At 63.0% G+C, this 20,785-nt stretch carries 23 protein-coding genes and 2 tRNA genes; 10 read left to right on the top strand and 15 right to left on the bottom strand.

Annotation, left to right across the window (positions count from 1 at the left end; genetic code table 11):
• Positions 1 to 2 precede the first annotated feature (2 nt).
• The 5 genes from HMP06_RS06110 to rpsA form a co-directional block, all read right to left on the bottom strand.
• On the bottom strand, positions 3 to 416 hold the full coding sequence (locus tag HMP06_RS06110; protein ID WP_176496294.1) for a DUF4112 domain-containing protein: 414 nt from the start codon (positions 414 to 416) through the stop codon (positions 3 to 5).
• Between the two features lie 27 nt (positions 417 to 443).
• Entirely contained in the window at positions 444 to 1,916 is a 1,473-nt protein-coding gene (locus HMP06_RS06105; RefSeq protein ID WP_232089882.1) for an ABC transporter substrate-binding protein, read from the bottom strand.
• A gap of 54 nt (positions 1,917 to 1,970) precedes the next feature.
• Positions 1,971 to 2,056 (bottom strand) — tRNA-Leu (locus HMP06_RS06100).
• 57 nt (positions 2,057 to 2,113) lie between these two features.
• On the bottom strand, positions 2,114 to 2,392 hold the full coding sequence (locus tag HMP06_RS06095) for an integration host factor subunit beta (protein WP_176496293.1): 279 nt from the start codon (positions 2,390 to 2,392) through the stop codon (positions 2,114 to 2,116).
• A gap of 160 nt (positions 2,393 to 2,552) precedes the next feature.
• Positions 2,553 to 4,286 (bottom strand): 30S ribosomal protein S1, encoded by a 1,734-nt coding sequence (gene rpsA / locus HMP06_RS06090; protein ID WP_176496292.1) that lies wholly within the window; start codon positions 4,284 to 4,286, stop codon positions 2,553 to 2,555.
• Between the two features lie 284 nt (positions 4,287 to 4,570).
• On the opposite strand from rpsA, the gene HMP06_RS06085 reads away from it, so the two are divergent.
• Together HMP06_RS06085 and HMP06_RS06080 are read left to right on the top strand one after the other, a co-directional pair.
• Positions 4,571 to 4,768 carry a ribbon-helix-helix domain-containing protein gene (locus HMP06_RS06085; protein WP_176496291.1) on the top strand — a complete coding sequence of 66 codons (198 nt, stop codon included), beginning with the start codon at positions 4,571 to 4,573 and terminating at the stop codon, positions 4,766 to 4,768.
• Positions 4,749 to 5,147 carry a hypothetical protein gene (locus HMP06_RS06080; RefSeq protein WP_176496290.1) on the top strand — a complete coding sequence of 133 codons (399 nt, stop codon included), beginning with the start codon at positions 4,749 to 4,751 and terminating at the stop codon, positions 5,145 to 5,147. Before HMP06_RS06085 ends, HMP06_RS06080 begins: the two co-directional genes overlap by 20 nt.
• On the opposite strand, the gene cmk is transcribed toward HMP06_RS06080, so the two are convergent.
• From cmk to aroA, 3 genes are read right to left on the bottom strand one after another with little or no spacing between them, the layout of a single operon-like run.
• Positions 5,122 to 5,754 (bottom strand): (d)CMP kinase, encoded by a 633-nt coding sequence (gene cmk / locus HMP06_RS06075; RefSeq protein WP_176496289.1) that lies wholly within the window; start codon positions 5,752 to 5,754, stop codon positions 5,122 to 5,124. The genes HMP06_RS06080 and cmk overlap by 26 nt on opposite strands.
• Positions 5,751 to 5,999, bottom strand: a complete 249-nt coding sequence (locus HMP06_RS06070; RefSeq protein WP_176496288.1) for a CBU_0592 family membrane protein — start codon at positions 5,997 to 5,999, stop codon at positions 5,751 to 5,753. Before HMP06_RS06070 ends, cmk begins: the two co-directional genes overlap by 4 nt.
• Complete coding sequence (aroA, locus tag HMP06_RS06065) at positions 5,996 to 7,327, bottom strand: 3-phosphoshikimate 1-carboxyvinyltransferase (RefSeq protein ID WP_176496287.1); 1,332 nt, start codon at positions 7,325 to 7,327, stop codon at positions 5,996 to 5,998. The genes HMP06_RS06070 and aroA overlap by 4 nt, the downstream gene beginning before the upstream one ends.
• A 114-nt stretch (positions 7,328 to 7,441) precedes the next feature.
• Here aroA and HMP06_RS06060 point away from each other — a divergent pair, with 114 nt between their 5' ends.
• The 5 genes from HMP06_RS06060 (at position 7,442) to HMP06_RS06040 (ending at position 11,267) form a co-directional block, all read left to right on the top strand.
• Complete coding sequence (locus HMP06_RS06060; protein ID WP_176496286.1) at positions 7,442 to 7,759, top strand: FYDLN acid domain-containing protein; 318 nt, start codon at positions 7,442 to 7,444, stop codon at positions 7,757 to 7,759.
• A gap of 110 nt (positions 7,760 to 7,869) precedes the next feature.
• Positions 7,870 to 7,945, top strand: a tRNA-Ala gene (locus tag HMP06_RS06055).
• Between the two features lie 91 nt (positions 7,946 to 8,036).
• Positions 8,037 to 9,116, top strand: a complete 1,080-nt coding sequence (locus HMP06_RS06050; protein WP_176496285.1) for a DUF6538 domain-containing protein — start codon at positions 8,037 to 8,039, stop codon at positions 9,114 to 9,116.
• Between the two features lie 96 nt (positions 9,117 to 9,212).
• The gene (locus HMP06_RS06045) at positions 9,213 to 10,565 is read left to right on the top strand and encodes an IS1380 family transposase (RefSeq protein ID WP_176495742.1); all 1,353 of its coding nucleotides are present in this window, start codon (positions 9,213 to 9,215) and stop codon (positions 10,563 to 10,565) included.
• Between the two features lie 204 nt (positions 10,566 to 10,769).
• The gene (locus tag HMP06_RS06040) at positions 10,770 to 11,267 is read left to right on the top strand and encodes a hypothetical protein (RefSeq protein WP_176496284.1); all 498 of its coding nucleotides are present in this window, start codon (positions 10,770 to 10,772) and stop codon (positions 11,265 to 11,267) included.
• A 47-nt stretch (positions 11,268 to 11,314) separates the two neighbouring features.
• Here HMP06_RS06040 and HMP06_RS06035 read toward each other — a convergent pair whose 3' ends face one another.
• The 4 genes from HMP06_RS06035 to HMP06_RS06020 all read right to left on the bottom strand — a co-directional run bounded on the left by HMP06_RS06035 (position 11,315) and on the right by HMP06_RS06020 (position 15,068).
• Positions 11,315 to 11,776: a DUF4826 family protein gene (locus tag HMP06_RS06035; protein ID WP_176496283.1), complete on the bottom strand. Its 462-nt coding sequence runs from the start codon at positions 11,774 to 11,776 to the stop codon at positions 11,315 to 11,317.
• Between the two features lie 70 nt (positions 11,777 to 11,846).
• Entirely contained in the window at positions 11,847 to 12,686 is an 840-nt protein-coding gene (gene istB, locus HMP06_RS06030; RefSeq protein WP_269473422.1) for an IS21-like element helper ATPase IstB, read from the bottom strand.
• A 17-nt stretch (positions 12,687 to 12,703) separates the two neighbouring features.
• Positions 12,704 to 14,191 (bottom strand): IS21 family transposase, encoded by a 1,488-nt coding sequence (istA, locus tag HMP06_RS06025; RefSeq protein WP_176495463.1) that lies wholly within the window; start codon positions 14,189 to 14,191, stop codon positions 12,704 to 12,706.
• Positions 14,192 to 14,411: 220 nt separating this feature from the next.
• Positions 14,412 to 15,068: a hypothetical protein gene (locus tag HMP06_RS06020; RefSeq protein ID WP_176496282.1), complete on the bottom strand. Its 657-nt coding sequence runs from the start codon at positions 15,066 to 15,068 to the stop codon at positions 14,412 to 14,414.
• A 288-nt stretch (positions 15,069 to 15,356) separates the two neighbouring features.
• Here HMP06_RS06020 and istA (HMP06_RS06015) point away from each other — a divergent pair, with 288 nt between their 5' ends.
• Both istA (HMP06_RS06015) and istB (HMP06_RS06010) read left to right on the top strand, forming a co-directional pair.
• Positions 15,357 to 16,883: an IS21 family transposase gene (gene istA, locus HMP06_RS06015; protein ID WP_176496194.1), complete on the top strand. Its 1,527-nt coding sequence runs from the start codon at positions 15,357 to 15,359 to the stop codon at positions 16,881 to 16,883.
• A gap of 13 nt (positions 16,884 to 16,896) precedes the next feature.
• Positions 16,897 to 17,637 (top strand): IS21-like element helper ATPase IstB, encoded by a 741-nt coding sequence (gene istB, locus HMP06_RS06010; RefSeq protein ID WP_176495471.1) that lies wholly within the window; start codon positions 16,897 to 16,899, stop codon positions 17,635 to 17,637.
• A 567-nt stretch (positions 17,638 to 18,204) separates the two neighbouring features.
• On the opposite strand, the gene HMP06_RS06005 is transcribed toward istB (HMP06_RS06010), so the two are convergent.
• A complete protein-coding gene (locus HMP06_RS06005; RefSeq protein ID WP_176496281.1) occupies positions 18,205 to 18,432 on the bottom strand; it encodes a hypothetical protein in 228 nt (75 codons plus the stop codon).
• A 48-nt stretch (positions 18,433 to 18,480) separates the two neighbouring features.
• Between HMP06_RS06005 and HMP06_RS06000 the strand changes: the two genes are divergently transcribed.
• Complete coding sequence (locus HMP06_RS06000) at positions 18,481 to 18,651, top strand: hypothetical protein (protein ID WP_176496280.1); 171 nt, start codon at positions 18,481 to 18,483, stop codon at positions 18,649 to 18,651.
• A gap of 128 nt (positions 18,652 to 18,779) precedes the next feature.
• Here HMP06_RS06000 and HMP06_RS05995 read toward each other — a convergent pair whose 3' ends face one another.
• Positions 18,780 to 19,037 carry a hypothetical protein gene (locus HMP06_RS05995; protein WP_176496279.1) on the bottom strand — a complete coding sequence of 86 codons (258 nt, stop codon included), beginning with the start codon at positions 19,035 to 19,037 and terminating at the stop codon, positions 18,780 to 18,782.
• A gap of 580 nt (positions 19,038 to 19,617) precedes the next feature.
• Positions 19,618 to 20,373: a recombinase family protein gene (locus HMP06_RS05990; RefSeq protein ID WP_232089881.1), complete on the bottom strand. Its 756-nt coding sequence runs from the start codon at positions 20,371 to 20,373 to the stop codon at positions 19,618 to 19,620.
• Positions 20,374 to 20,785 lie beyond the last annotated feature (412 nt).

Here is a 20,785-nt window from a genome sequence, read left to right as displayed (position 1 = left end):
CGTCAGCGCGCTTCGATCACTGCCGTAGCGGGGTGATGCTTGTCGAGGTGGCGCTTGATGATCCGCAGGTTGCGCGTGTTCGAGCGGAAGAAGAAATCGGGGATGGCGCCGATAAACGGCACGAGACCAAGCACGAAATCCAGCCCCACATTGCCGAACATCCGCGCCATTTGCGCCTTCGACATGCCGAGATTGCGCGCCTCCCACACCATCCATGCGCCCATTGCTGCGCCGGCCGCGTCGCCGCCGACCGGGATCAAATTGAGTATCACGTCGAGCCCGACGCGACGATTGATACCGGGAATCACGAACAGGCCTTCGAGCAATCGCTCCATCGCTTCGATCCGCTTGCGCACTGACGCCGCATCGCGCCCCGTATAGGAGGCAGCAAAGTCGCCGAACGGCGGAGCGGTCATGCGGGTAGTTTTATCTGCCATGTCACCTCAATTGGGGTCGTTGCGCAGATGATTCAACGGGTGCCACGCGCGCGAGTTCCCGGTCCAGGCGCGCAATCGTACACTGACCAGCGACCAGCGTAGCGGGTGGGCGAGCGGGATGAAGGCGACATCGCGGGCGAGCGCCGCATCGGCCGCCGCGATTTGCTGCGCGCGCAGGCGGGCCGAATCGGCACCGCGCGCCGCGTCGATCGCGGTTTGCGCGACTTCGCTACACATTTGGCACGCGGTGGCGACGTACCAGCGCCCGCTGTCATACGGCGCGACGGCGTCGATCAGGCGGAGATCGGCTGGCGCATCGATCGCCACACGCTCTGGCGTGATGCCGAGCGAGATCAGCGCGGCGCCCACGTAACCGAAGAGCAGATTTGCACCCGGCCCGGTCGGCAAGGCGATGCGCACGCGCAAATTGCCGGGATGCGCACGCTGCCACGCCGCAATCCGATCGCGCGGGGTGGGTTCACCGGGCGCGGGCGGAGCGGACCAGGCCGGCACGGCGGGCGGCGCGGACGAATCGAGTTGTTCGGGGAGCAATCGGGCCGCTGGCTCCCAATCGGGAGAAATGGCCGCGACGAACCCCGCACGGTCGATCGAACGGGCGATCGCGGCGCGATTCGCCGCATCGGCGAGCACACCGCTGCGGTTCACCACTGCCAGTCCGAATACGCCGGCGGCGGGATCGAACCGCCGGTTGATCGGCGCAATCGTCGTCAGATTGACCAGCGGCCAATCGGCGAAGGTGCCGCCCGTCACCAAATTCGCCTCGCGCCGGTCGAACCGCACGATCGCACGCGCAGCGCGCTCTCCGATCAGGCGGATATCGGCTGCGGGGGAGGGCTCCACCACATCGTCGTCTGGGCTCCGCGCCGGGTCGAACGCCGGGCGGAGCAGGACGGTACGGCGACGCTGCGACGCGATACGATAGGGTCCGCTGCCGCCGGGGGGTGTCATGCGCAGGATCGCCAGTTCGGGTTGGGCGAACAGTTTGAGCAGATCGGGGCGCGGGCGCTTCAGGCGGATCTCGATCACCTCTGGCGTCATCTCGACGATCTCGTCGATCGCGCTTAAATACGGCCGCAGGATATTTCGTGATCCCGCAGCGACCTGGCGGCGGAGGACTTTTACGACGTCGGCGGCGCTAACGGGCTTCCCGTCGCTCCATTCGGCCTCGCGCAGCCGGAAGATGTAGCTGGTGCCGTTATCGATGACGCTCCAGCGCTCCGCGATGCCGGGTTCGATTTGTCCGGTCGAATCGAAGCGGACGAGCCCTTGTGCGGTCGTGTCGAGCATCAGCCGTGTCGGGGTGTCGAGCGCGCCGCGCGCCGGATCGGCGAGGGCGGGTGATTCGCCGATTGCGCTGACCACGATCGGGCCATCATCGGCACGCGATGTGCAGGCCACAAGCAACATCGCGGTGGATGCGACGAGCGCGGGGAGGAAGATCGGTCGGCAGCGCATCATTGCTGCATCCTGCCACCGGGAGCGGCGCTATGCCACCGTCAAGCGCAGCGGCGGTGGTGCGGACGGCGGGACTCGAACCCGCACACCCAAAGGGCGAGGGATTTTAAGTCCCGTGCGTCTACCAATTTCGCCACGTCCGCATCCGCGGATCTGCCAAGCGCACCGCGCGCGTGACGTCAAGTCGAAGAAACAGCGTCTTACACGTTAAGACGAGCGCGCATTTCCTTGCCAGGTTTGAAATAGGGGACGCGCTTGGCATCGACCGCGACCAATTCGCCGGTGCGGGGGTTGCGTCCGGTGCGTGCATCGCGTGCGCGGGTAGAAAATGCCCCGAAGCCACGCAACTCCACCCGGCCGCCTTCGGCGAGGCGTTTGGAAATCTCATCGAAAAAGGTGGTCACGAGTGCTTCGATGTCGCGTGGGGACAAATCCGGATTATCCGCCGCGAGCATTTGGACGAGTTCCGAACGGATCATCGCATCATTCCCTTACCCGCTCGCCCGCCCGCTCGATTTGAAACGGAAAGGCCACTTCGGACTTAATATAGCTCAAGTCCATTTACGGGTATAGGCACGAAACGACACGAAAAAACAGCGGCGAGGCTACTCAATTTGGACGAGTAGCCTCGCCTGCCGCTTACTTCTTGCTGTCGGAGCCCTGCGCCTTCAGCGCAGCGCCGAGGATGTCGCCGAGCGACGCGCCCGAATCCGACGAACCGTATTGCGCGACGGCCTGCTTCTCTTCGGAGATTTGCATCGCCTTGATCGAGAAGGTCGGCTTCTTCGAACGATCGAAGCCGGTGACCATCGCATCGAACTTCTGGCCGGTCTGGAACCGCTCCGGACGCTGCTCGTCGCGATCGCGGCCGAGGTCGGTGCGCTTGATGAAGCCCGTCGCGCCGTCGTCGCCGACCTGCACTTCGAGACCCGCGTCGCGGACTTCGAGCACGGTGACCGTGACGATGGCGTTCTTGTTGAGGCCTGATGCCGCGGCCGTGGTGCCGCCGGCCGCAACGCCGCCAGCCGCCGGAGCGCCCCGCTCAAGCTGCTTGATGCCAAGCGAGATACGCTCCTTTTCGGCGTCGATGTCGAGCACGATGGCCTGAACCACCTCACCCTTGCGATGCAGGTTGAGCGCGTCTTCACCCGAAACGCCCCAAGCGATGTCGGACATGTGGACCATGCCATCGACATCGTTGTCGAGACCGATGAACAGACCGAACTCGGTCGCATTCTTGACTTCGCCTTCGACGGTCGAACCGATCGGATGCGCTTCGGCGAAGGCCTCCCACGGGTTGCTGATCGCCTGCTTGAGGCCGAGCGAAATGCGGCGCTTGTCGGGATCGACCTCGATGACCACGACGTCGACTTCCTGCGAGGTCGAGACGATCTTGCCCGGGTGGACGTTCTTCTTGGTCCAGGACATTTCGGACACGTGAACCAGGCCTTCGATGCCCGGCTCGAGTTCGACGAACGCACCATATTCGGTGATGTTCGTGACGCGGCCCGACAGCTTCGCGCCGACCGGATACTTGGCGGATGCGCCTTCCCACGGATCGCTCTCGAGCTGCTTCATGCCGAGCGAGATGCGCTGCGTGTCCTTGTTGATGCGGATGATCTGCACCTTGACGGTATCGCCAATGTTGAGAACCTCGCTTGGGTGACCAACGCGCTTGTACGACAGATCGGTGACGTGCAGCAGGCCGTCGATGCCGCCCAGATCAACGAACGCACCGTAATCGGTGATGTTCTTGACGACGCCGTCGATGATCTGGCCCTCGGCGAGCGACAGGATCAGGCCCGAACGCTGCTCGGCGCGGGTTTCTTCGAGGATCGCGCGACGCGACACGACGATGTTGCCGCGCTTGCGGTCCATCTTGAGGATCTGGAAAGGCTGGGGGATGTCCATCAGCGGGGTGACGTCGCGCACCGGACGGATGTCGACCTGCGAACCCGGCAGGAAGGCCACGGCGCCGTTGAGGTCGACGGTGAAGCCGCCCTTGACGCGGCCGAAGATGACACCCTCGACGCGAGCGGTCTTGGCGAATTCGGTTTCGAGCGTGTCCCAAGCGGCTTCGCGGCGTGCGCGGTCGCGCGACAGCATCGCTTCGCCGTGGACGTTCTCGACGCGGTCGACGAACACTTCGACTTCGTCACCGACCTTGAGGTCAGCCTTTTGGCCCGGCATTGCGAATTCGCGCAGCGGCACGCGGCCTTCCGACTTCAAGCCGACGTCAATGACGGCGAGGTCGTTTTCGATTGCGGTGACGGTGCCCTTGACGACGCGGCCTTCGAAGCTGTCGGCACCGCCGAGAGTCATTTCGAGAAGCGCGGCAAAATCGTCGCGGGTTGGGTTTGGCTGAGTGGCCATAAAGTCCTGTATTCCTAAGCTATGTTCCGGCCAGCCGGTTGTCTCCGGCGGTCTTGGCCTATGCTATCGCACGGGCCGAGTGCCGAATGCGACATCCATCCGGGACGTTTTTCATGAAGGCTTCGTCAAGCGAAAAAGGCGCAGGAAGAAACCTTCCGCGCCGGACCTCCACGAACCACGGCTCGCTGGACGCATGCGCCTTAGCGGAACGAGGTCGTTGGGGCAAGCAGGCGCTGTGTTGACAGGGTGAATGAAAATGGCAGTCTGTATCAAGGGAGTTTGTTGTGGCGATCCTGAAAGTCTCTTTACCCGACGAAGCGCAGCATTGGGTGGACGGACAAGTGCAATCCGGCCTCTTTCTCGATGAAAGTGATGTGGTGCGTCACTTGATTCGTTGCGAAATGGTCCGTGCGGACAAGCTCGCATGTGTGGAGCCTTCTTCGATCGTCGAGGGTGAAACCGGTGGCAACGATCGTGCGTGATCGTTCCGCGCCGCATGTTTGGCGTGCGCTGATCGTTGGATGCACCGGTGCCGCCCTTCTGATTGGTATAACATTAGCTTTTAACGATACTGCCCGGACTAATTGGCCCGATGTGTTGTTTGGCGGAGTGCCAATTGCCGTAGCCTTTTCCTTCCCGTTCGTCTGCATGGCACTACTTAAATATGACCGTCCGGAAGCGTGGATCACCGTCGGCAGCCTCGAAGTGGCGATGTGCGCTTGGCTGGCGGGTGACTTGATCTGGCGGCCGGGTGACATGGATTTCGGGTGGGCCTTTGCCTTGCTTCTTTCACCAGGGTGGCTGTTGTTTGCCGGATGGGCGGTCGAAAAGGCCGTTAGGCTCCGGACGGAGTGCGTTTAGCCTCCACGATCGCAATCGCGCGCTGGACCGATGCCTCGATCGACAGAAAGCTCGTGTCGAGCAGTGCCGAATCCTTCGCCGGTACCAAGGGCGCGCTCGATCGCGTCGAATCGCGTAGATCGCGCGCGCGGATGTCGGCGAGCACCTTGTCGATACTGATCGTCGATCCGGCGGTGCGCAGCTCCGCGTGGCGGCGTTTCGCGCGGATGTTGGGGGTTGCGCGGATGAAAAGTTTGGCGTCGGCGTCGGGCGCGATCACGGTGCCGATGTCCCGTCCGTCGAGCACTGCGCCGCCGGGCTGGTTGGCGAAACGCCGCTGCCGCTGCAGCAGCGACGCGCGCACCAGCGGATGCGCCGAGACGACCGAGGCGAGCGTGCCGATCGGATCGCTGCGCAGGATCGGATCCTCCAGCAACGAATCGTCGAAATCGCAGGCGGCAATCGCGTCGGCCTCGATCGAGCCGTCGAGTTCGAGCCGCAGCACGTTTGCCGCGACCGCGCGGTACAGCAGGCCGGTATCGAGATGCGGCAAGCCATAATGCCGGGCCAGAGCACGTGCGATCGTGCCCTTACCCGATGCGGCGGGGCCATCGACGGCGATAATCATCGGCGAGCCACCACGGTGCGTACCAATCCAAATAAAGCGATTGCCGCCCACGCTGTCTCCAGCAGAAGCGCGGGCAAATTATAGTTCACGATCAGCGACAGCGCGAGCAACGAAGCGCCGATGAAGTTGAGCGCGTTGGACAGGCGATCGGGCGCGGCGTTGCGCAGCGTCTGATAGGCGAAACCGCTTAGGATCGTTACCGCGCCGATGAACCCGGCGATATCGGCGGTGGCCGAATCGATCATGCCGCGTCGCCCTGAAGCTGTGCGATCTGGTCGAAGAAGGCCGGATAGCTGGTTGCGACGGGCGAGGCATCATCGAGCGTCACGTCCGCGCGACAGTTGAGCGCTGCAACGCTCATGCTCATCGCGATGCGGTGATCGAGCAGCGTCGCGATCGTCGCGCCGCCGGGTAGTGGATCGCCGCCGCTGCCCTCGATTAGCAAGCCGTCTCCCACTTCCTCGACCCGCGCCCCGATCGCGCTCAGCGCGGCGGCCATCGCGGCGATCCGGTCCGATTCCTTGACGCGCAATTCCTCCGCCCCGCGTGCGATCGTGCGCCCCGTGGCATAAGCAGCGGCCACGAACAGGATTGGATATTCGTCGATCATGCTCGGCGCGAGATCGTGCGGTACTTCGATCCCGGACAGTGCGGCGTGGCGCACCCGCAAATCGGCGACCGGCTCGCCGCCGACCTCGCGGCGGTCCAGCTCCTCGATGCTCGCGCCCATCAGGCGGAGCGCGGTGAACAGCCCGGCGCGAGTCGGGTTGAGGCCGACATTTTCGACCACTACGTCCGATCCCGGCACGATCGTCGCTGCGACCACCAGGAAGGCGGCAGAGGAGGGGTCGCCCGGCACAATGATATGCTGCGGCTTGAGGTCTGCCTCGCCGGTGATCGAGATGATCTTGCCCTGCGCTGCGGCCTCGACCGTGACGGTTGCGCCGAAGCCGCGCAGCATCCGCTCGCTATGGTCGCGCGTGGCGATCGGTTCGATCACGCTGGTGATTCCCGGGGTGTTGAGCCCGGCAAGCAGTACCGCCGACTTCACTTGCGCGGATGCAACGGGAAGCGTGTAAGTGATCGGAATGGCGGGATACAGGCCGCGCAGCATCAGCGGCAAGCGGCCGCCCGGGCTCGCAGTGAACTCCGCGCCCATTTGTGACAGCGGCGTGATGACACGCCCCATCGGCCGCTTCGAGAGCGATGCGTCCCCGATGAAGGTGGCGGTGATCGGATGGCTCGCCACCAGCCCCATCAGCAGCCGGGTCGAGGTCCCCGAATTGCCCATGTCGAGCGCACTCGCCGGTTGCAGCAACCCGCCAACGCCGACCCCGTCGACGCTCCAGCCGTCGGCATCGCGCACGATCGTCGCGCCCATCGCGCGTAGTGCTGCGGCAGTGGCGAGGACGTCTTCGCCCTCCAGCAGGCCTTCGATGCGGCTGGTGCCGACCGCGAGCGCCGAGAACATCAGCGCGCGGTGGCTGATCGATTTGTCGCCGGGTACGCGGACGCGGCCGGTGAGAGGACCGGAGGGAGGGATGGTGCGCGGTGCAGGGGAGGGGTGTGCCATTGGCCCGGCGCTTTGACAGTGCGCTTGCGCTATGGCAAGGCGCGCCCCACTTTGCTGGCCAAGGACCACCACGGTCTGCAAAACTCCCATCTTTGACAATGAGGTCTACGGCATATGATCCAGCCGGAATGGGGCACGAAGCGTTCGTGCCCGAAATGCGCCACCCGCTTTTACGATCTCGGCAAGGACGATCCCGTCACGTGCATCAATTGCGGTGCGCATTGGGAGCCGGAGCCGATTCTGAAGTCCAAGCAGCCGCTGCCGTTCGAGCAGGCCAAGCCTGAGCTGATCAAGAAGGACGACGATCTGGCCGGCGATGACGAGGATATCGACACCGGTGAAGACGAGGAGCCCTCGCCCGACGACGAGGTCGATCTCGGCGGCGACGATGATCTCGGCGTGGAAGCCCCGATCAGCGAAGATGAGCATTGATCTGCACGTAATCGGAAATTTTTAAGGGCAAGCGGCAGTCAGGCCGCTTGCCAAGGGTGCGTCGCCTCGGTAGGGGCGACGCCTTGCCCGGGACCGCCCACCCGGGAGATGGGGCCGTAGCTCAGCTGGGAGAGCGTTCGCATGGCATGCGAAAGGTCAGGGGTTCGATCCCCCTCGGCTCCACCAATCTGTATAAGCCACTGAAAACTGGCTAGATACTTGGAAAACATAGGCTTTTTACGGGCGTCTGTTACATCTGGAACAGGAGCCAAGGGCCATGTGCAACTATCTCGATAAGGTAGGCTCGACCTATTATTTCCGTCGCGCTGTGCCCGATGGAGTGCGACCGTTCATCCGAACAGCCTCCGGGGCGGCGCGCACCGAGTGGAAGTTTTCCCTCCACACCAAAGACCGCGACAGGGCGAAACGGCTTGTGCCGTCCCACACCCTCGCGACAGACGCTCAGATCGATGCGGCCAGGGAGCAGGCTCAAGCTGCCCAGCAAACCCCTCAGGCGGTCCCTCAGGCCCTTTCGCCCCGCGCAGAGGCGATGGCAGCCGCGACGTGGGAAGCTGGCCTAGAGAGCGCGCTCGTTGAGTCGCGGGCGATTGCCGAAAAAGATCATCGGCGTGAGGATGTCGCTCGCTTGATCGCGTTTCTAGAAGGCAGGCTGCGGGGGTCCACTGCTGAAATGCCCAGAGGCTTGCGCGCCTTCCGGTATATTCTCGACGGGGTAAACTTTGATAGGGACCGCTTGAAGGAAAAGCTTCGAACCGCGAAAGCCCTTCCGGGCGCACTTGTTGCCTCTACCCCAGTGCAAACCAATGAACACACAGATGCGGCTCCCATTGAAGGCGCTGCCGCTACCGGCGGCGGGACGATGCTCGATACCACCGTCGTTGACCTTTGGGCCGCAGAGCGAAAGCCGGTGCAGAAAGGCATCGATACCCATAGGGCGGTAGCCCGTTGGTTCTATGAACGGGAAGGGCAAATCCCTGTTGATCGAATCACCCGCAAGCAGGTGTTGAGCTTCAAGAACAAGCTGGTCGCTGAGGGGCAATCTCCTGCGAACATCAATATGAAGCTCTCTCGGCTGCGGACGCTGCTGCAATGGGCGTTCAACAACGACCATACCTCAGCGAATGTGGCGGATGGCATCACGATCAAGGACACGGACCGGGCACGCAACCAACGTTTGCCGTTCGATCTCCCCGCGCTCAGGCAGATATTTTCAGGCCCGGTGCATACCAAGGGCATCCGGCCTGCTGGCGGTAAGGGAGAAGCTGCATACTGGTTGCCGCTACTCGCGCTATTTACCGGGGCACGCCTAGCCCGGATTATTCATCGGGAGCGATAATCGGTGGTGGCGATCGTGGTCTAAGTCTTTGGTTTGGAGTAGAGAAAGGGTGCTTACGCCATCCCTCTGCTCCAGACAGAAAGTGCCACGACCGCCATGGCCGACGATAGTGGGTTCTCCTTCACCTTCCCAGCCATTCGTGGTCGAAAAATCACCGCCGCGTTCGACGGCGGTCGGCTGACGTCGGACGGCGGCGTGCTACTGCTCGCACAGGCCGAGCGGCGGTTGGGGATCGCGGATCGGCTCGCCGCCTGCATCGCTGATCCGCGCGATCAGGGTCGGGTGATCCACCGGGTCGCCGACATCTTGCGCGCCCGCATGCTCGCGATCTCGTGTGGGTATGAAGACGCCAATGATCTCGACGCCCTGCGGCATGATCCAGGGTTCAAGCTGGCGCTCGGCAAACTGCCGGGTGATCCGTTCGGGCTGGCCAGCCAGCCGACGATGAGCCGGTGGGAAAACGCGCCGACTACGCGCGAGTTGATCCGTCTGACCGGTACGCTGGTCGACCTTTATTGCGCGAGCTACCCCGTGCCACCTGCGGCGGTGACGCTCGACATCGATGATACCGTCGACGTCGTACACGGCGCGCAGCAGCTCTCTTTCTGGAACGGCCACTACGGCGAGCGCTGCTTCCTGCCGATCCATGTCTACGACACCGCTACCGGGCGGCCGGTTGCGATGCTGCTGCGCACCGGCAAAACGCCGTCGGGCAAGGAAGTCGCCGGCCATGTTCGCCGGCTCGTGCGACGTATCCGTCGCCACTGGCCCGATACCCGGATCACGCTGCGCGGCGATGGTCATTACGGTCGGCCAGAGCCGATGGCCTGGTGCGAGGCGAACGGAATCGACTACATCTTCGGGCTGCCCGGCAACCGCACGCTCCACGCCGATCCCGTCATCGTTCGGGAAGGCGATGCCTGCGCGACCGACCGGGCATTGCAGGGACTGGTCGAACTAAGGCGTTACGCAGAGACGCGCTACGCTGCGAAAACCTGGGGGAATACCGAACGTCGCGTCGTTGCTCGCATCGAGGCGAGCAGCCTCGGCCTCGACATCCGCCTCGTTGTCACCTCGCTTGCCGAGGGCAGCGCTGAACGGATCTATGACACGCTTTACTGCGCCCGCGGCCAGGCGGAAAACTTGATCAAGCTGCATAAAACGCAGCTGAAGAGCGACCGAACCTCCTGCTGCTCGGCCAACGCCAATCAGATGCGGCTCATCCTTCACACCGCCGCCTACTGGCTGATGTGGGCCGTGCGGCACGCTATGCCCGCAACCGCCACGCTCCGCACCGCCGAGTTCGCGACCATCCGCCTGCGGCTGCTCAAGGTCGCCGCGCGCGTCGTCGAAACCACCAGCCGCATCCGCATCGCCTTCGCAAGCGCCTGTCCCGATGCCGCGCTGTTCCGATCCATCGCGCTCAACTTGCGCACCACGGGACCATGATCGATGCGGCAGTGGCCGCCAAACGAACCCCGCCCATCAACTCCGCCCCAAACTGTGAACCCGCGATGAGACAGGCGCTTGGGACCCATGCGCCCTGCCTGCGGCTACACGACGCCTGCGCTGACCCATCGGCTGAGAAACGCTGCCGGTGAATAGATCAGGCTAGAGGAACTAGGCCAGCTACGCCCCGGTGATGTCGCTCAGATGGATTACCCGGATGCGGATGGGGGCGATCAGCGCGGCTGGTTCATTCGCGTTACCGAGGATCGGAAGGACGACGCCAAAACCGACACCCGATTGAAGAACGCTGACAGTGAGCGCGTTGTGCCCCTTCACCCGGAACTAGTGCGATTGGGCTTCATCGCTTTCGTAGAGGCAGCGATTGCCGCCAATACCGCTCGCCTATTCCCGATGCTCAAAGCCAACGTCTACGGGCGCTTGTCCGCCAAATGGGGTGAGTGGTTTGGCCCATATATGCGAACCACCTGCGGCATCACCGATAAGCGCATGGTTTTCCATTCCTTCCGCCATACCTTCAAACACTACGCCCGTAGTGCTGGCATCATCGAAGGTGTGCAACGTCAGATCATGGGGCACAGCCCCGGCGACACTGCGGATGAGTACGGAAATGGGTATCCGCTGCATCGATTGGTCGCGGGTATGGCAATGTACAGGGTGCCGGGGCTCAACATAGGCGTCTAGCGGCTCGTCGCCTGTATGTCTCAAAGTGGTGGCAAGCCGACGGGCGGCTATTGCTCCCAATTGCGGTCGTCGGCTGCGAAGTCGAGGAACAGTTGCGCACGGGTTGCAAGCAATGGTGCCAGTTCATGCTCGTGCGCAGCGTTTCGTAGCTGGAAGCCTTCCGCAGGCTTCTCGTCAAGCCAACGCGCGGCGGCTTGTCCCCAGCGGTCGCCGATGTCGCGAAGCGCTTGGCGCGGGTTCCGATCTCCCGAACAGATTATGTAATCGGTTGGAAAGTCGCCGGAAACAGCCCACCAGCCAACGGCTCCGGGATGCTCAATGCTCTCAACAGCCCAGACGGACACAACAGGGGTGACGTGCCACGCGGGCCAATCCCCCACGGCTGGCGCGCGGAAGCCTTCCTCGGACAGGTAGGCAATGACCTGCTCACGCTGCTTGGCGCACCACCGGCGATCCGTGTCAACGCCGGTCGGATTCCAGGCCAGCGGGGCGGAGTAAAAGCAGGCCATTGTTGATGCGGGCCTGACGATATGAAGAGGGCCCCGATCGGGGCCCTCTTCATATCGTTGTCGTCGTCGATCAGGTGTCGGTGATCTCGCCGGTTTCGGGGTCGATGATCTCGGTGCCCTGGTTTTGCTCTGCCCTTGCGGCCGAGCGTCGACGGCCGGCGGACTGCTTCAGCCGGTAGCTGTCGCCGTTCATCGTCAGGATGCTGACGTGGTGAGTGAGCCGGTCGAGCAGCGCGCCGGTGAGCCGCTCGCTGCCGAGCACCTGGGTCCAGTCCTCGAACGGCAGGTTGGAGGTGACGATCGTGGAGCCACGCTCGTACCTTTGGGAGAACACCTCGAACAGCAGCTCGGCGCCCGTGGGCGACAGCGGCACATAGCCAAGCTCGTCGATGATCAGCAGCTTCACCGCTGCAAGGTCGCGCTGCATCTTCAGCAGGCGCCGTTCGTCGCGCGCTTCCAGCAGCTGGCTGACCAGCGCGGCGGCGGTCGTGAACGTCACGGTAAAGCCCTTCTGGCAGGCGGCCAGACCGAGGGCGAGCGCGACATGCGTCTTGCCCGTGCCGCTGTTGCCCAGCGCGATGATGTTCTCTCGCCGCAGGACATACTCACAGCGGGCAAGCTCCAGGACGAGCATCTTGTTGAGGCTCGGGATCGCGGTAAACTCGAACGTGTCGAAGCTCTTCACCGCCGGGAACCGTGCCGCGCGGATGCGCCGCTCGATCGTGCGCCGTTCGCGATCGATCAACTCGAGCTCGATAAGCCGCAACAGATAGCGCGGGTGGTCGGTGCCATCGCGCGCGCACTCGCGGGCCACCTTGTCATACTCGCGCAGCACGGTGGGCAGCTTCAACTGCTTGAGGTGATGGGCCAGCAGCACCTGCGGCGTGCCGCTCATCGTGCCGACCGGCATCGTATCGGGTGCGCCGCTCATGCCGCCAGCACCGCATAATCGGCGGCCGAGGTCGTCTTCACCGCCGTTCGCGGCAGGTGCGGATACGCCGCCAGGTCGAGCCTGGCAGGTCGCTGCTCGATGCGCGCCAGCGCGATCAGCTTGATCGCATCGAACCCGACCGCGCCGATCTGGATCGCGTGAGTTACGGCACCCGTGACGATGTCGAGCGGCAGCGCCTCCAGCAGGCGCAGCACCTGGATAAACTCACGCTTGCCCCGGTTGCCCATCCGCGCTTCGAGCAGGTGTCGCAGGTGCTGGAACACGTCCGGCAACGCCCAGCCCTGCAACGCCGCGGCTTGGTCGAGCGCGCCGGGCTTGGTTTCGATCAGCGCCAGATAGTGGAGCGGGTCGGCGACGAACACGCCTTCGCCATAGCACCGCTGGTGGCGAGCGATCTCCTTGCCGCCGCACAGGATCACGACCTCGGCGACGAAGCCCTTCACCACCACGTCCTGGAAGCCGTAGGCGGTCGGCACCGAGTAGTCGTTGGTCCGATAGCGCACGAGCGCCATCGACGAGACCCGCCCGCTGCGCTTCTCGCAGGGCTCCAACGGCACCGCTGGCAGCGCCCGCAGCGCTGTGCGATCGGCCACCAGCCGCTCGCTGATCGTCTCGGCATGGCGGCCGGCACGATCGCGCTGTCGAGCGCGGCAGCGCTCTTCCAACATGGCGTTCAGATCGTCGAAGCTGGCAGCGTGCGGGACCGGCACCATGAAGTTGGCGCGCGAGAACTTGACCAGCCCTTCGACCTTGCCCTTGTCGTTGCCCTTGGCCGGCCGTGCGAAGCGATCGCGGAACAGATAGTGGCTGCACAGCTCGGTGAAGGCCCGCGTGCGTTCACGCTTCCCGTCGCCCAGGATCTTCGCCACCGCGATCGTCGTGTTGTCGTACAGGATCGACAGCGGCACGCCGCCGAAGAACGCGAACGCCGACACATGCCCGTCGAGGAACGCCTCCGTCGTCTCGCGCGGATAGGCCTTCACAAAGCAGGCATCCGACTGCGGCAGGTCCATGCACATAAAGTGGATCTTCTGACGCACGCCGCCGATCACGCCGACCGCCTCGCCAAAATCCACCTGCGCATGACCCGGCGGGTGTGACAGCGGCACGAACGTCTCGCGCCCTCGTGCCCGGCAGAGCCGAACATGGTCCTTCACCACGGTATATCCGCCGGCAAAGCCATGCTCGTCGCGCAGTCGTTCGAAGATCCGCTTGGCCGTATGCCGCTGCTTCACCGGCGCTGTCTGGTCCGCTTCCAGGATCGCATCGATCACCGGCAGCAGCGGCCCCAGCTTCGGCTTCGCTGCAGGCTCCTTGCGCGTATATCCCGGCGGCAGTGAGAACCGGCACATCTTGGCCACCGTCTCCCGGTTCAGCCCGAACACCCGCGCTGCCTCCCGACGGCTGTGACCCTCAACGAACACGAAGCGCCGAACGGCGGCATAGCTCTCCACGGCAAACATCCCCGGCCGCTCCCAAAAGAAGCAACCTTACCAACGGCCGGATTTTACTCCGCCACGCTCAGCACACCGCCGGCGTTCCGATGGCCTGCTTTGTCACCGCCGCATCCAGATCCGCCTCTTCGTCTGGATCATCGAACACTCGAGCACGATATCTCCCAAGGGGAACCTGAGCAACGTGGGAACGACCGACTTTGGGCGTTTCCTGCCTGTCCGCTTTTCCCTAGATGCTACCGCTGTCCGGGGTCACGGATGAATGCCCGGCGGCTGATACCCGTGCCGCTTCCCGCATTGCCTCAAGTGTAAGGCCGTTGAATGCGGACACGTCGGGGGCAAATCCGCTGTAGTGGGCAGGCGCAAGATTAGCCTTTGCTGCAACCATGCCTGCACCGGCAACCGCCGATAGCTGATACCCATTGGAGTCGGTCGGGGAAGGTTCCTCAGGGGTAGTGCTGACATCAGAAAACGCTTGCTGCATGGCAGGGCTAGGGACGGCCCCCAGTGCTGCCTCTCCCGTGTCGCCTGCCTTCATTTCCCCGGCGCGGATAGCGAGCGCCATGCTGTCCGCTGCGATCATCGGGGCTAAGGCGTTCATGGCGGCATCATTGCCGGTGGCGATGTACTCGGTCAGGGCGCGGTCATAGGTAACGATGGATTCCGGGGAGCTTGCGCCGATCAACCGGGTAACCTTTGACAGCATCGGCGCTAGATCGGCGTGTTGCCCTGCGAAGGCGTTTAGCGCCAAGCCGTAGGCGGCACCGGGCGCTAGGCCCCTCGCGATATTGACGGTAGCTGCCTGTGTGATGGCGCTGGCATTAAGTCCGTTGTCGTGGATGATACACAGGGCGGCGTTCACCTGAGCGCGCTCCTTCGTCGTCATTGTCGTCAAATCGAGGTTCCTTCGGGGTTGGGATTCCGCCGCCGATATACGGCGATAGTTTCGTGGGTGCTGGCGATAGCGCGCAACAGGTGAGGTGCTGATTCCGAGGCAAGCCGCCCCCTCATTCCGAAATAATGCCGCCCCCGGATTCCGAGAAATAGTCGCCCCCGGATTCCGAGATGATGTCGCCCCCTTGCGGGGTGGGTCGGACCGGGATCGCCGGCAGGGTTATCGTCGCTCCTTTGGGTCTGTCCGAAGGAGTGAATGATGCCGGCGGGAAGGGTGAGTATGCGACGTGTCCGCGAGATGATGAGATACCGGTTCGAACAGGAGCTGGGATACAAGGCGATATCGCTGCGCGTGGGTGCGGTGCCCTCGACGGTGCGGGCGACCTTGAAGCGTGTCGCGGATGCGGGACTGAGATGGCCGCTGGACGAGACGCTCGGCGATGCTGCGCTGGAGGCATCACTCTACCGCGATGCGGGCAAGAAGACCGGCCACCGCCGCTGTCCCGAACCCGACTGGGCGCAAGTTCATCGCGAGCTGAAGCGCAAGCATGTCACGCTGCAGGTGTTGTGGGACGAGTATATCGCCGAGCATCCGACCGGCTATCGCTACAGCCGATTCTGCGACCTGTATCGCGGCTGGGCGATGAAGCTGCCGGTTACGATGCGTCAGAACCATGCGCCGGGTGACAAGCTGTTCGTCGATTATGCGGGCGACAAGATCGCGGTGGTGATCGACCGACTGACGGGCGAAGTGCGTGACGCGCATATCTTCGTGGCGGTGCTGGGGGCGTCCAGCCTGACCTATGCCGAGGGAAGCTGGACCGAGACGCTGCCCGACTGGCTGGCGGCGCACACGCGCGCGCTCGCAATGTTCGGCGGTGCGCCGGCGCTGTTCGTGCCCGACAATGCGAAGGTCGCGGTGATCAAGGCTTGTCTTTACGATCCGCAGGTCAACCGCAGCTATGCCGAGATGGCGGCGCATTACTACAGCACGGTGCTGCCGACGCGGCCGCGCCGCCCGCGCGATAAGGCAAAGGTCGAAGCTGCCGTGCTGATCGTCGAGCGCTGGCTGTTCGGACGCCTTCGGCGTCGGATCTTCTACAGCCTGGCCGAACTGAACGCCGCGATCGCCGGGTTGCTTGCCGAGTTGAACGATCGGCGCGTGCTGCGCCGGGTTGGGCAGACGCGTCGTCAGTTGTTCGAAGAGATCGACCGGCCCGCGCTGAAGCCGCTGCCAGCCGAGCCCTATGTCTACGCCGAATGGCGGCGCAGGCGCGCAGGACTCGATTATCACGTCGAGATCGAGCGGCATTATTACTCCGTCCCATACCGCTTCGCACGCGAGCCGATCGAAGCGCGGATCACCGCGGCGACCATCGAGCTGTTCCACAAGGGCGAGCGGATCGCCGCGCACATGCGCGGCTCGGGCAATGGCCGCCATACCACGATCCCGGAGCATATGCCCTCGTCGCACCGGCGCTTTGCCGACTGGACAGTAGAGCGGATCGCGCGCGATGCGACCGCGATCGGGCCATGTACGGCATTGCTGTGCGAGAAGATCCTCGTTGAACGGCGCCATCCCGAGCAGGGCTTCCGGGCCTGTATGGGCATCATGCGCATGACGCGCAGCTTCGGTGCCAAGCGGATCGAAGCGGCTTGTTCGCGCGCGCTCGATATCGGTGCGCTCACCTACGGCTCGGTCAGATCGATCCTCGACAAGAACCTCGACCAGATCCCGTCATCGCCTCCGGTTGAGAGCCCGCCGGTCGATCATCCCAACATCCGGGGCTCACGCTATTATCACTGAAAGGAACACGACGATGCTCGCACATCCGACGCTTGATCGGCTGAACGAAATGGGCCTGGCCGGTATGGCCAGGGCGTTCGACGAACTTGCCACCAATGCCGAAGCGGATCGGCTTACCCATCCCGAATGGCTGGCACTCCTCCTCGATCGCGAATGGGGCGTCCGTCACGATCGCAAGCTTGCCGCCAGGCTGCGGTTCGCCAAGCTGCGCCATCAGGCCTCGCCCGAGGACATCGATTATCGCAAACCCCGCGGGCTCGACCGCGCGCTGGTCGTGAAGCTCGTGGTCGGCGACTGGATCGCCGCCCACGACAATCTGGTCATCACCGGACCCACCGGGGTCGGTAAGAGCTGGCTTGCCTGCGCGCTTGGTCACAAGGCCTGCCGCGACGATCGCTCGGTGCTCTATCAGCGCGTCCCCAAGCTGTTCACCAGCCTCGCGCTTGCCCGCGGGGATGGTCGTCACGAACGCTTGCTGCGAAAGCTCGGCGGCGTGCAGCTACTCATCCTCGACGACTGGGGCCTGGAGCCGCTCGACGCACTCGCGCGCCACGATCTGCTCGAGATCCTCGAAGAACGCTACGGGCGGCGCTCGACGATCGTTACCAGCCAGCTGCCCATCGCCAGTTGGCATCAGGTGATCGCGGATCCGACCTATGCCGACGCGATCCTCGATCGCCTCGTCCACAACGCCCATCGGCTCGACCTCGATGGCGATAGCATGCGGCGTGCGAAAACCAGCCAGATCGCTTGACGTAAGCACCGAACGAAACAACAACGATCATTGCCGACAAGGCCCCGCTTCCGGGGGGCGACATCATCTCGGAATCAGGGGGCGCGATCATCTCGGAAACGGGGGGCGACTTCGTCGGAATCAGCAGGTGAGGGCTTCCCACCTGCTTCCAATCCTCGACCGTTTCGTTGGCTACCCGCACTGCCTCCGCCTGCAATTCCGGCGAAAGGCTAGGCAGTTCGTTTGGCTGTGGCTTGCCAGACAGACTGGGGTAACCCCGAGCGCGATCAGCATTGCGACACAAATTGATTGCCCCAACGGCGACCGCCACGCTGTTCGAAAGTTGCACTTCCGGGGACATGCCCATCAGGAACCCAGACACGGCACCCCAAGATGCTTCACGTACCGCCGCATCCCCGTATTGCCCGCACACAGTCCGTAACTCGTCGAGCGACTGAGGGCGTAGTTTCACGGTGATGTAGCGGGTGTGGCTGGGACGCTGCATCTGATTAGCCCGCTGAGAGAAAACCGGGGAATACCGGTCTTCTACCGGGGCCGTTCGGCGTAGCCCCGCCAACGTCCTGTTGCTCATGCTCCACGCACCGGGGAAACGTCATGATTGGATGCGGTCAGGTGACCACGAGCTAAGCCCACAAAGAACCGATTGAAGGCATCGGCAGGGTTAGGCGCAAGCCGCATGATCTTGTCGGGAATCTGGTCCGGATGACGCTCGATAAGGTACGCCAGCACGTTCGACGGCAGGCTGTCAAAGCCGACAATGGTGTTCGATGCAGGCAAGGACTTGTTCGAAAACATGTCATAGGTGAGAGCGATATAGGTGATCTCATAGCTAGACCGAAGCGCTTGCTCATCTGGTGTTTTATCAACGACGACGATGCCGGACAGGCCGGTAAACCGAGCATTGGCATCGAGTTTGGCCCGTGCGGCGACCTCGGATTGATGTTTCCGTGTCAGCCGGTCATGCTCAGCAAGGAGTTCGATCAGGCGGGCACGGGCATTAGTGAGGCGCTCTAGCTGGGTAATATCAGACCGGGCTTGCTCAATTTCCGCAGCATTACGGCGTAGGTCGTTTGGGGTATCGCGTAAGGTAGTTATCTCGTCAGTCCTTTTCAGATGGGAATGCGGTTAAGCCGGTAGGGCTGTCAGGCTGTGGCTGAATTGGGTTTGCGATCTGCCAGCACGGTTGAGGGTGTCGGGGGATTGTCCCGGTTATACGCCTCTAGGGCAGCTTTCGCCGGGGTAACCCCAGTTGCCTTCCGGCGAGCATATTCAGGGACAGGAAGCCGCAGCATTTCGAGTGTAGCCCTGAGGCCGATCATCACGCGTCTGTCGGCATTGGTGAAGTAAGTTGCGGCCTGCTGGCTTTCGATAAGATCGGTCGTCACGGTAAGAGTCGGCATTATTTCTCCGGGTTGACATTGGTTGAACGATTGACGGACGGTTATATTGAGTCCCAAAGATGGATAGAGATGGCTCTCAGACGGAGTGATTTATCGGCACCGCCTTGTGCTTATTTGGGTGTCCGGCTGATTATAGTGGGTCGGTGTCACGAGTTCGCTACCTAGGCTTCCTATTATGGTTTCCTAGTTCATATTCTACTTGGGTATCCCGATCGAAGGTATAGATGGGCTCATCCCGCCTTCGGTCCACAAATAGATATGCGTTTAATGTAACCGGCCTTGCCAGAAGGGTTGGCGAAACTGCATTCTACTTGCTCAACCCCGTTAGTGTCGCAGTTAGATCGGGCATGGTTCGGTTTTATCGCGCAGCCCTGATGCGATCCTGAACGGACTACGCCTGTTTCCCTGTGGGAGACGGTATCAGAACGTGCCCGGTGGTCCCTGCGGCCCCGCGCGGCATCCCCGGGGCACTCTCGTGGAGTCCGCATGCCCGCCAGCCCCGGCACAAGCCCCGTGAGCGCATTGGTGGCGATCCGGGCATCATCGCGTCTTCGGCCTTTCAGGCAGCGCAGTTGCGGCCTCAGGCGGCGTGGTTGTGCCCCGCGATCTGGCCAGCGCCAATTATATCGCTCACGGACTGAGGACCCCATTTGCCCCCGCGTGCGGTCATGATCCCGCGAGCGTTTAGTTCGGCGGCAATGGCTCTCAAGCTACTATGCCCATCGGCACGTATCGCAGCGACGATAGGAGCAACATCGGCTGCGAATGCTGCTGACTTCGCCTTGATCGCTTCGACCGCAGCGACGTTGCCGCCCGAGCGTGCCGCGATCTGTGCAGCCCGGTTAGCCTGCTGTGGACGTTCTGCCCGCATCTTACGGCTTCCCCCAAAGGCTGCTGCACCATCGGGATTGCCCAACTTGGTGCCTCGGGCTTTGGCAGCGGCAAGTGCTTCCTTCGTGCGGCGGCTAATTGCTTTCCGCTCCGCCTGTGCGATTACCGCCATGATGTGAATGGTGACCTCATTGGCCTCCGGCATGTCCGCCGCGATGAACTTGGTGCCAGCGTCCTGTAGAGTGGCGAGGAACGCGAGGTTGCGGCTAAGGCGGTCGAGCTTGGCGATGATGAGTGTCGCCCCGGTGACCTTCGCATGCTGCAACGCCTTGATAAGCTCCGGTCGGTCATCCCGCTTTCCGCTTTCAACCTCGACGTACTCGGCAACCTGTTCGCATCCGCGTTCTGCACAAAACGCCTCGATTGCGGCACGCTGTGCTGCTTCACCCAAGCCGCTCCGCCCCTGCTTGGCAGTGGAGACACGGTAATAATTGATGGTGCGCACTGGGCTTGCTCCGTGTGGTGAGCAGCCCATTTAGGCGCATGTCCAAGATTGTCAAACGTTCGTTAGGGGGTTGTGGACAAGGGGCTGAATTGATCGTGGTCTTGTTTTGTTCTCTCGGGCTAATGCCATGATGCTATTAGATGCGCGAGCGGAGGTTATCTCGATGACACGATGGGAAGCTGAGACGTTGCAGACGTTGGCGTTGATCGACGCGGGCTATCCGAGGCTTGCTGCGGGTCTTGCAGTCGTGCGCAGCCCCGTGGCCCGGATCGTCGCCGGGGCCGCTGCGAGCGGTGCACTCGTTTGGGTTGGCCTGCCGACAGCGGTCTTAAAGTTGTGGGGCTAGGGGCTACGGGGGAGAACGCCCGCTATTTTGGTCGGACTTGCCCTCTCAAAAACCAATATCATTTTT

The organism is Sphingomonas sp. HMP6 (assembly GCF_013374095.1).
Taxonomy (GTDB): domain Bacteria; phylum Pseudomonadota; class Alphaproteobacteria; order Sphingomonadales; family Sphingomonadaceae; genus Sphingomonas.
Note: the sequence above shows the minus strand (reverse complement) of the source record. Positions and strands in the feature narration are given on the sequence as shown.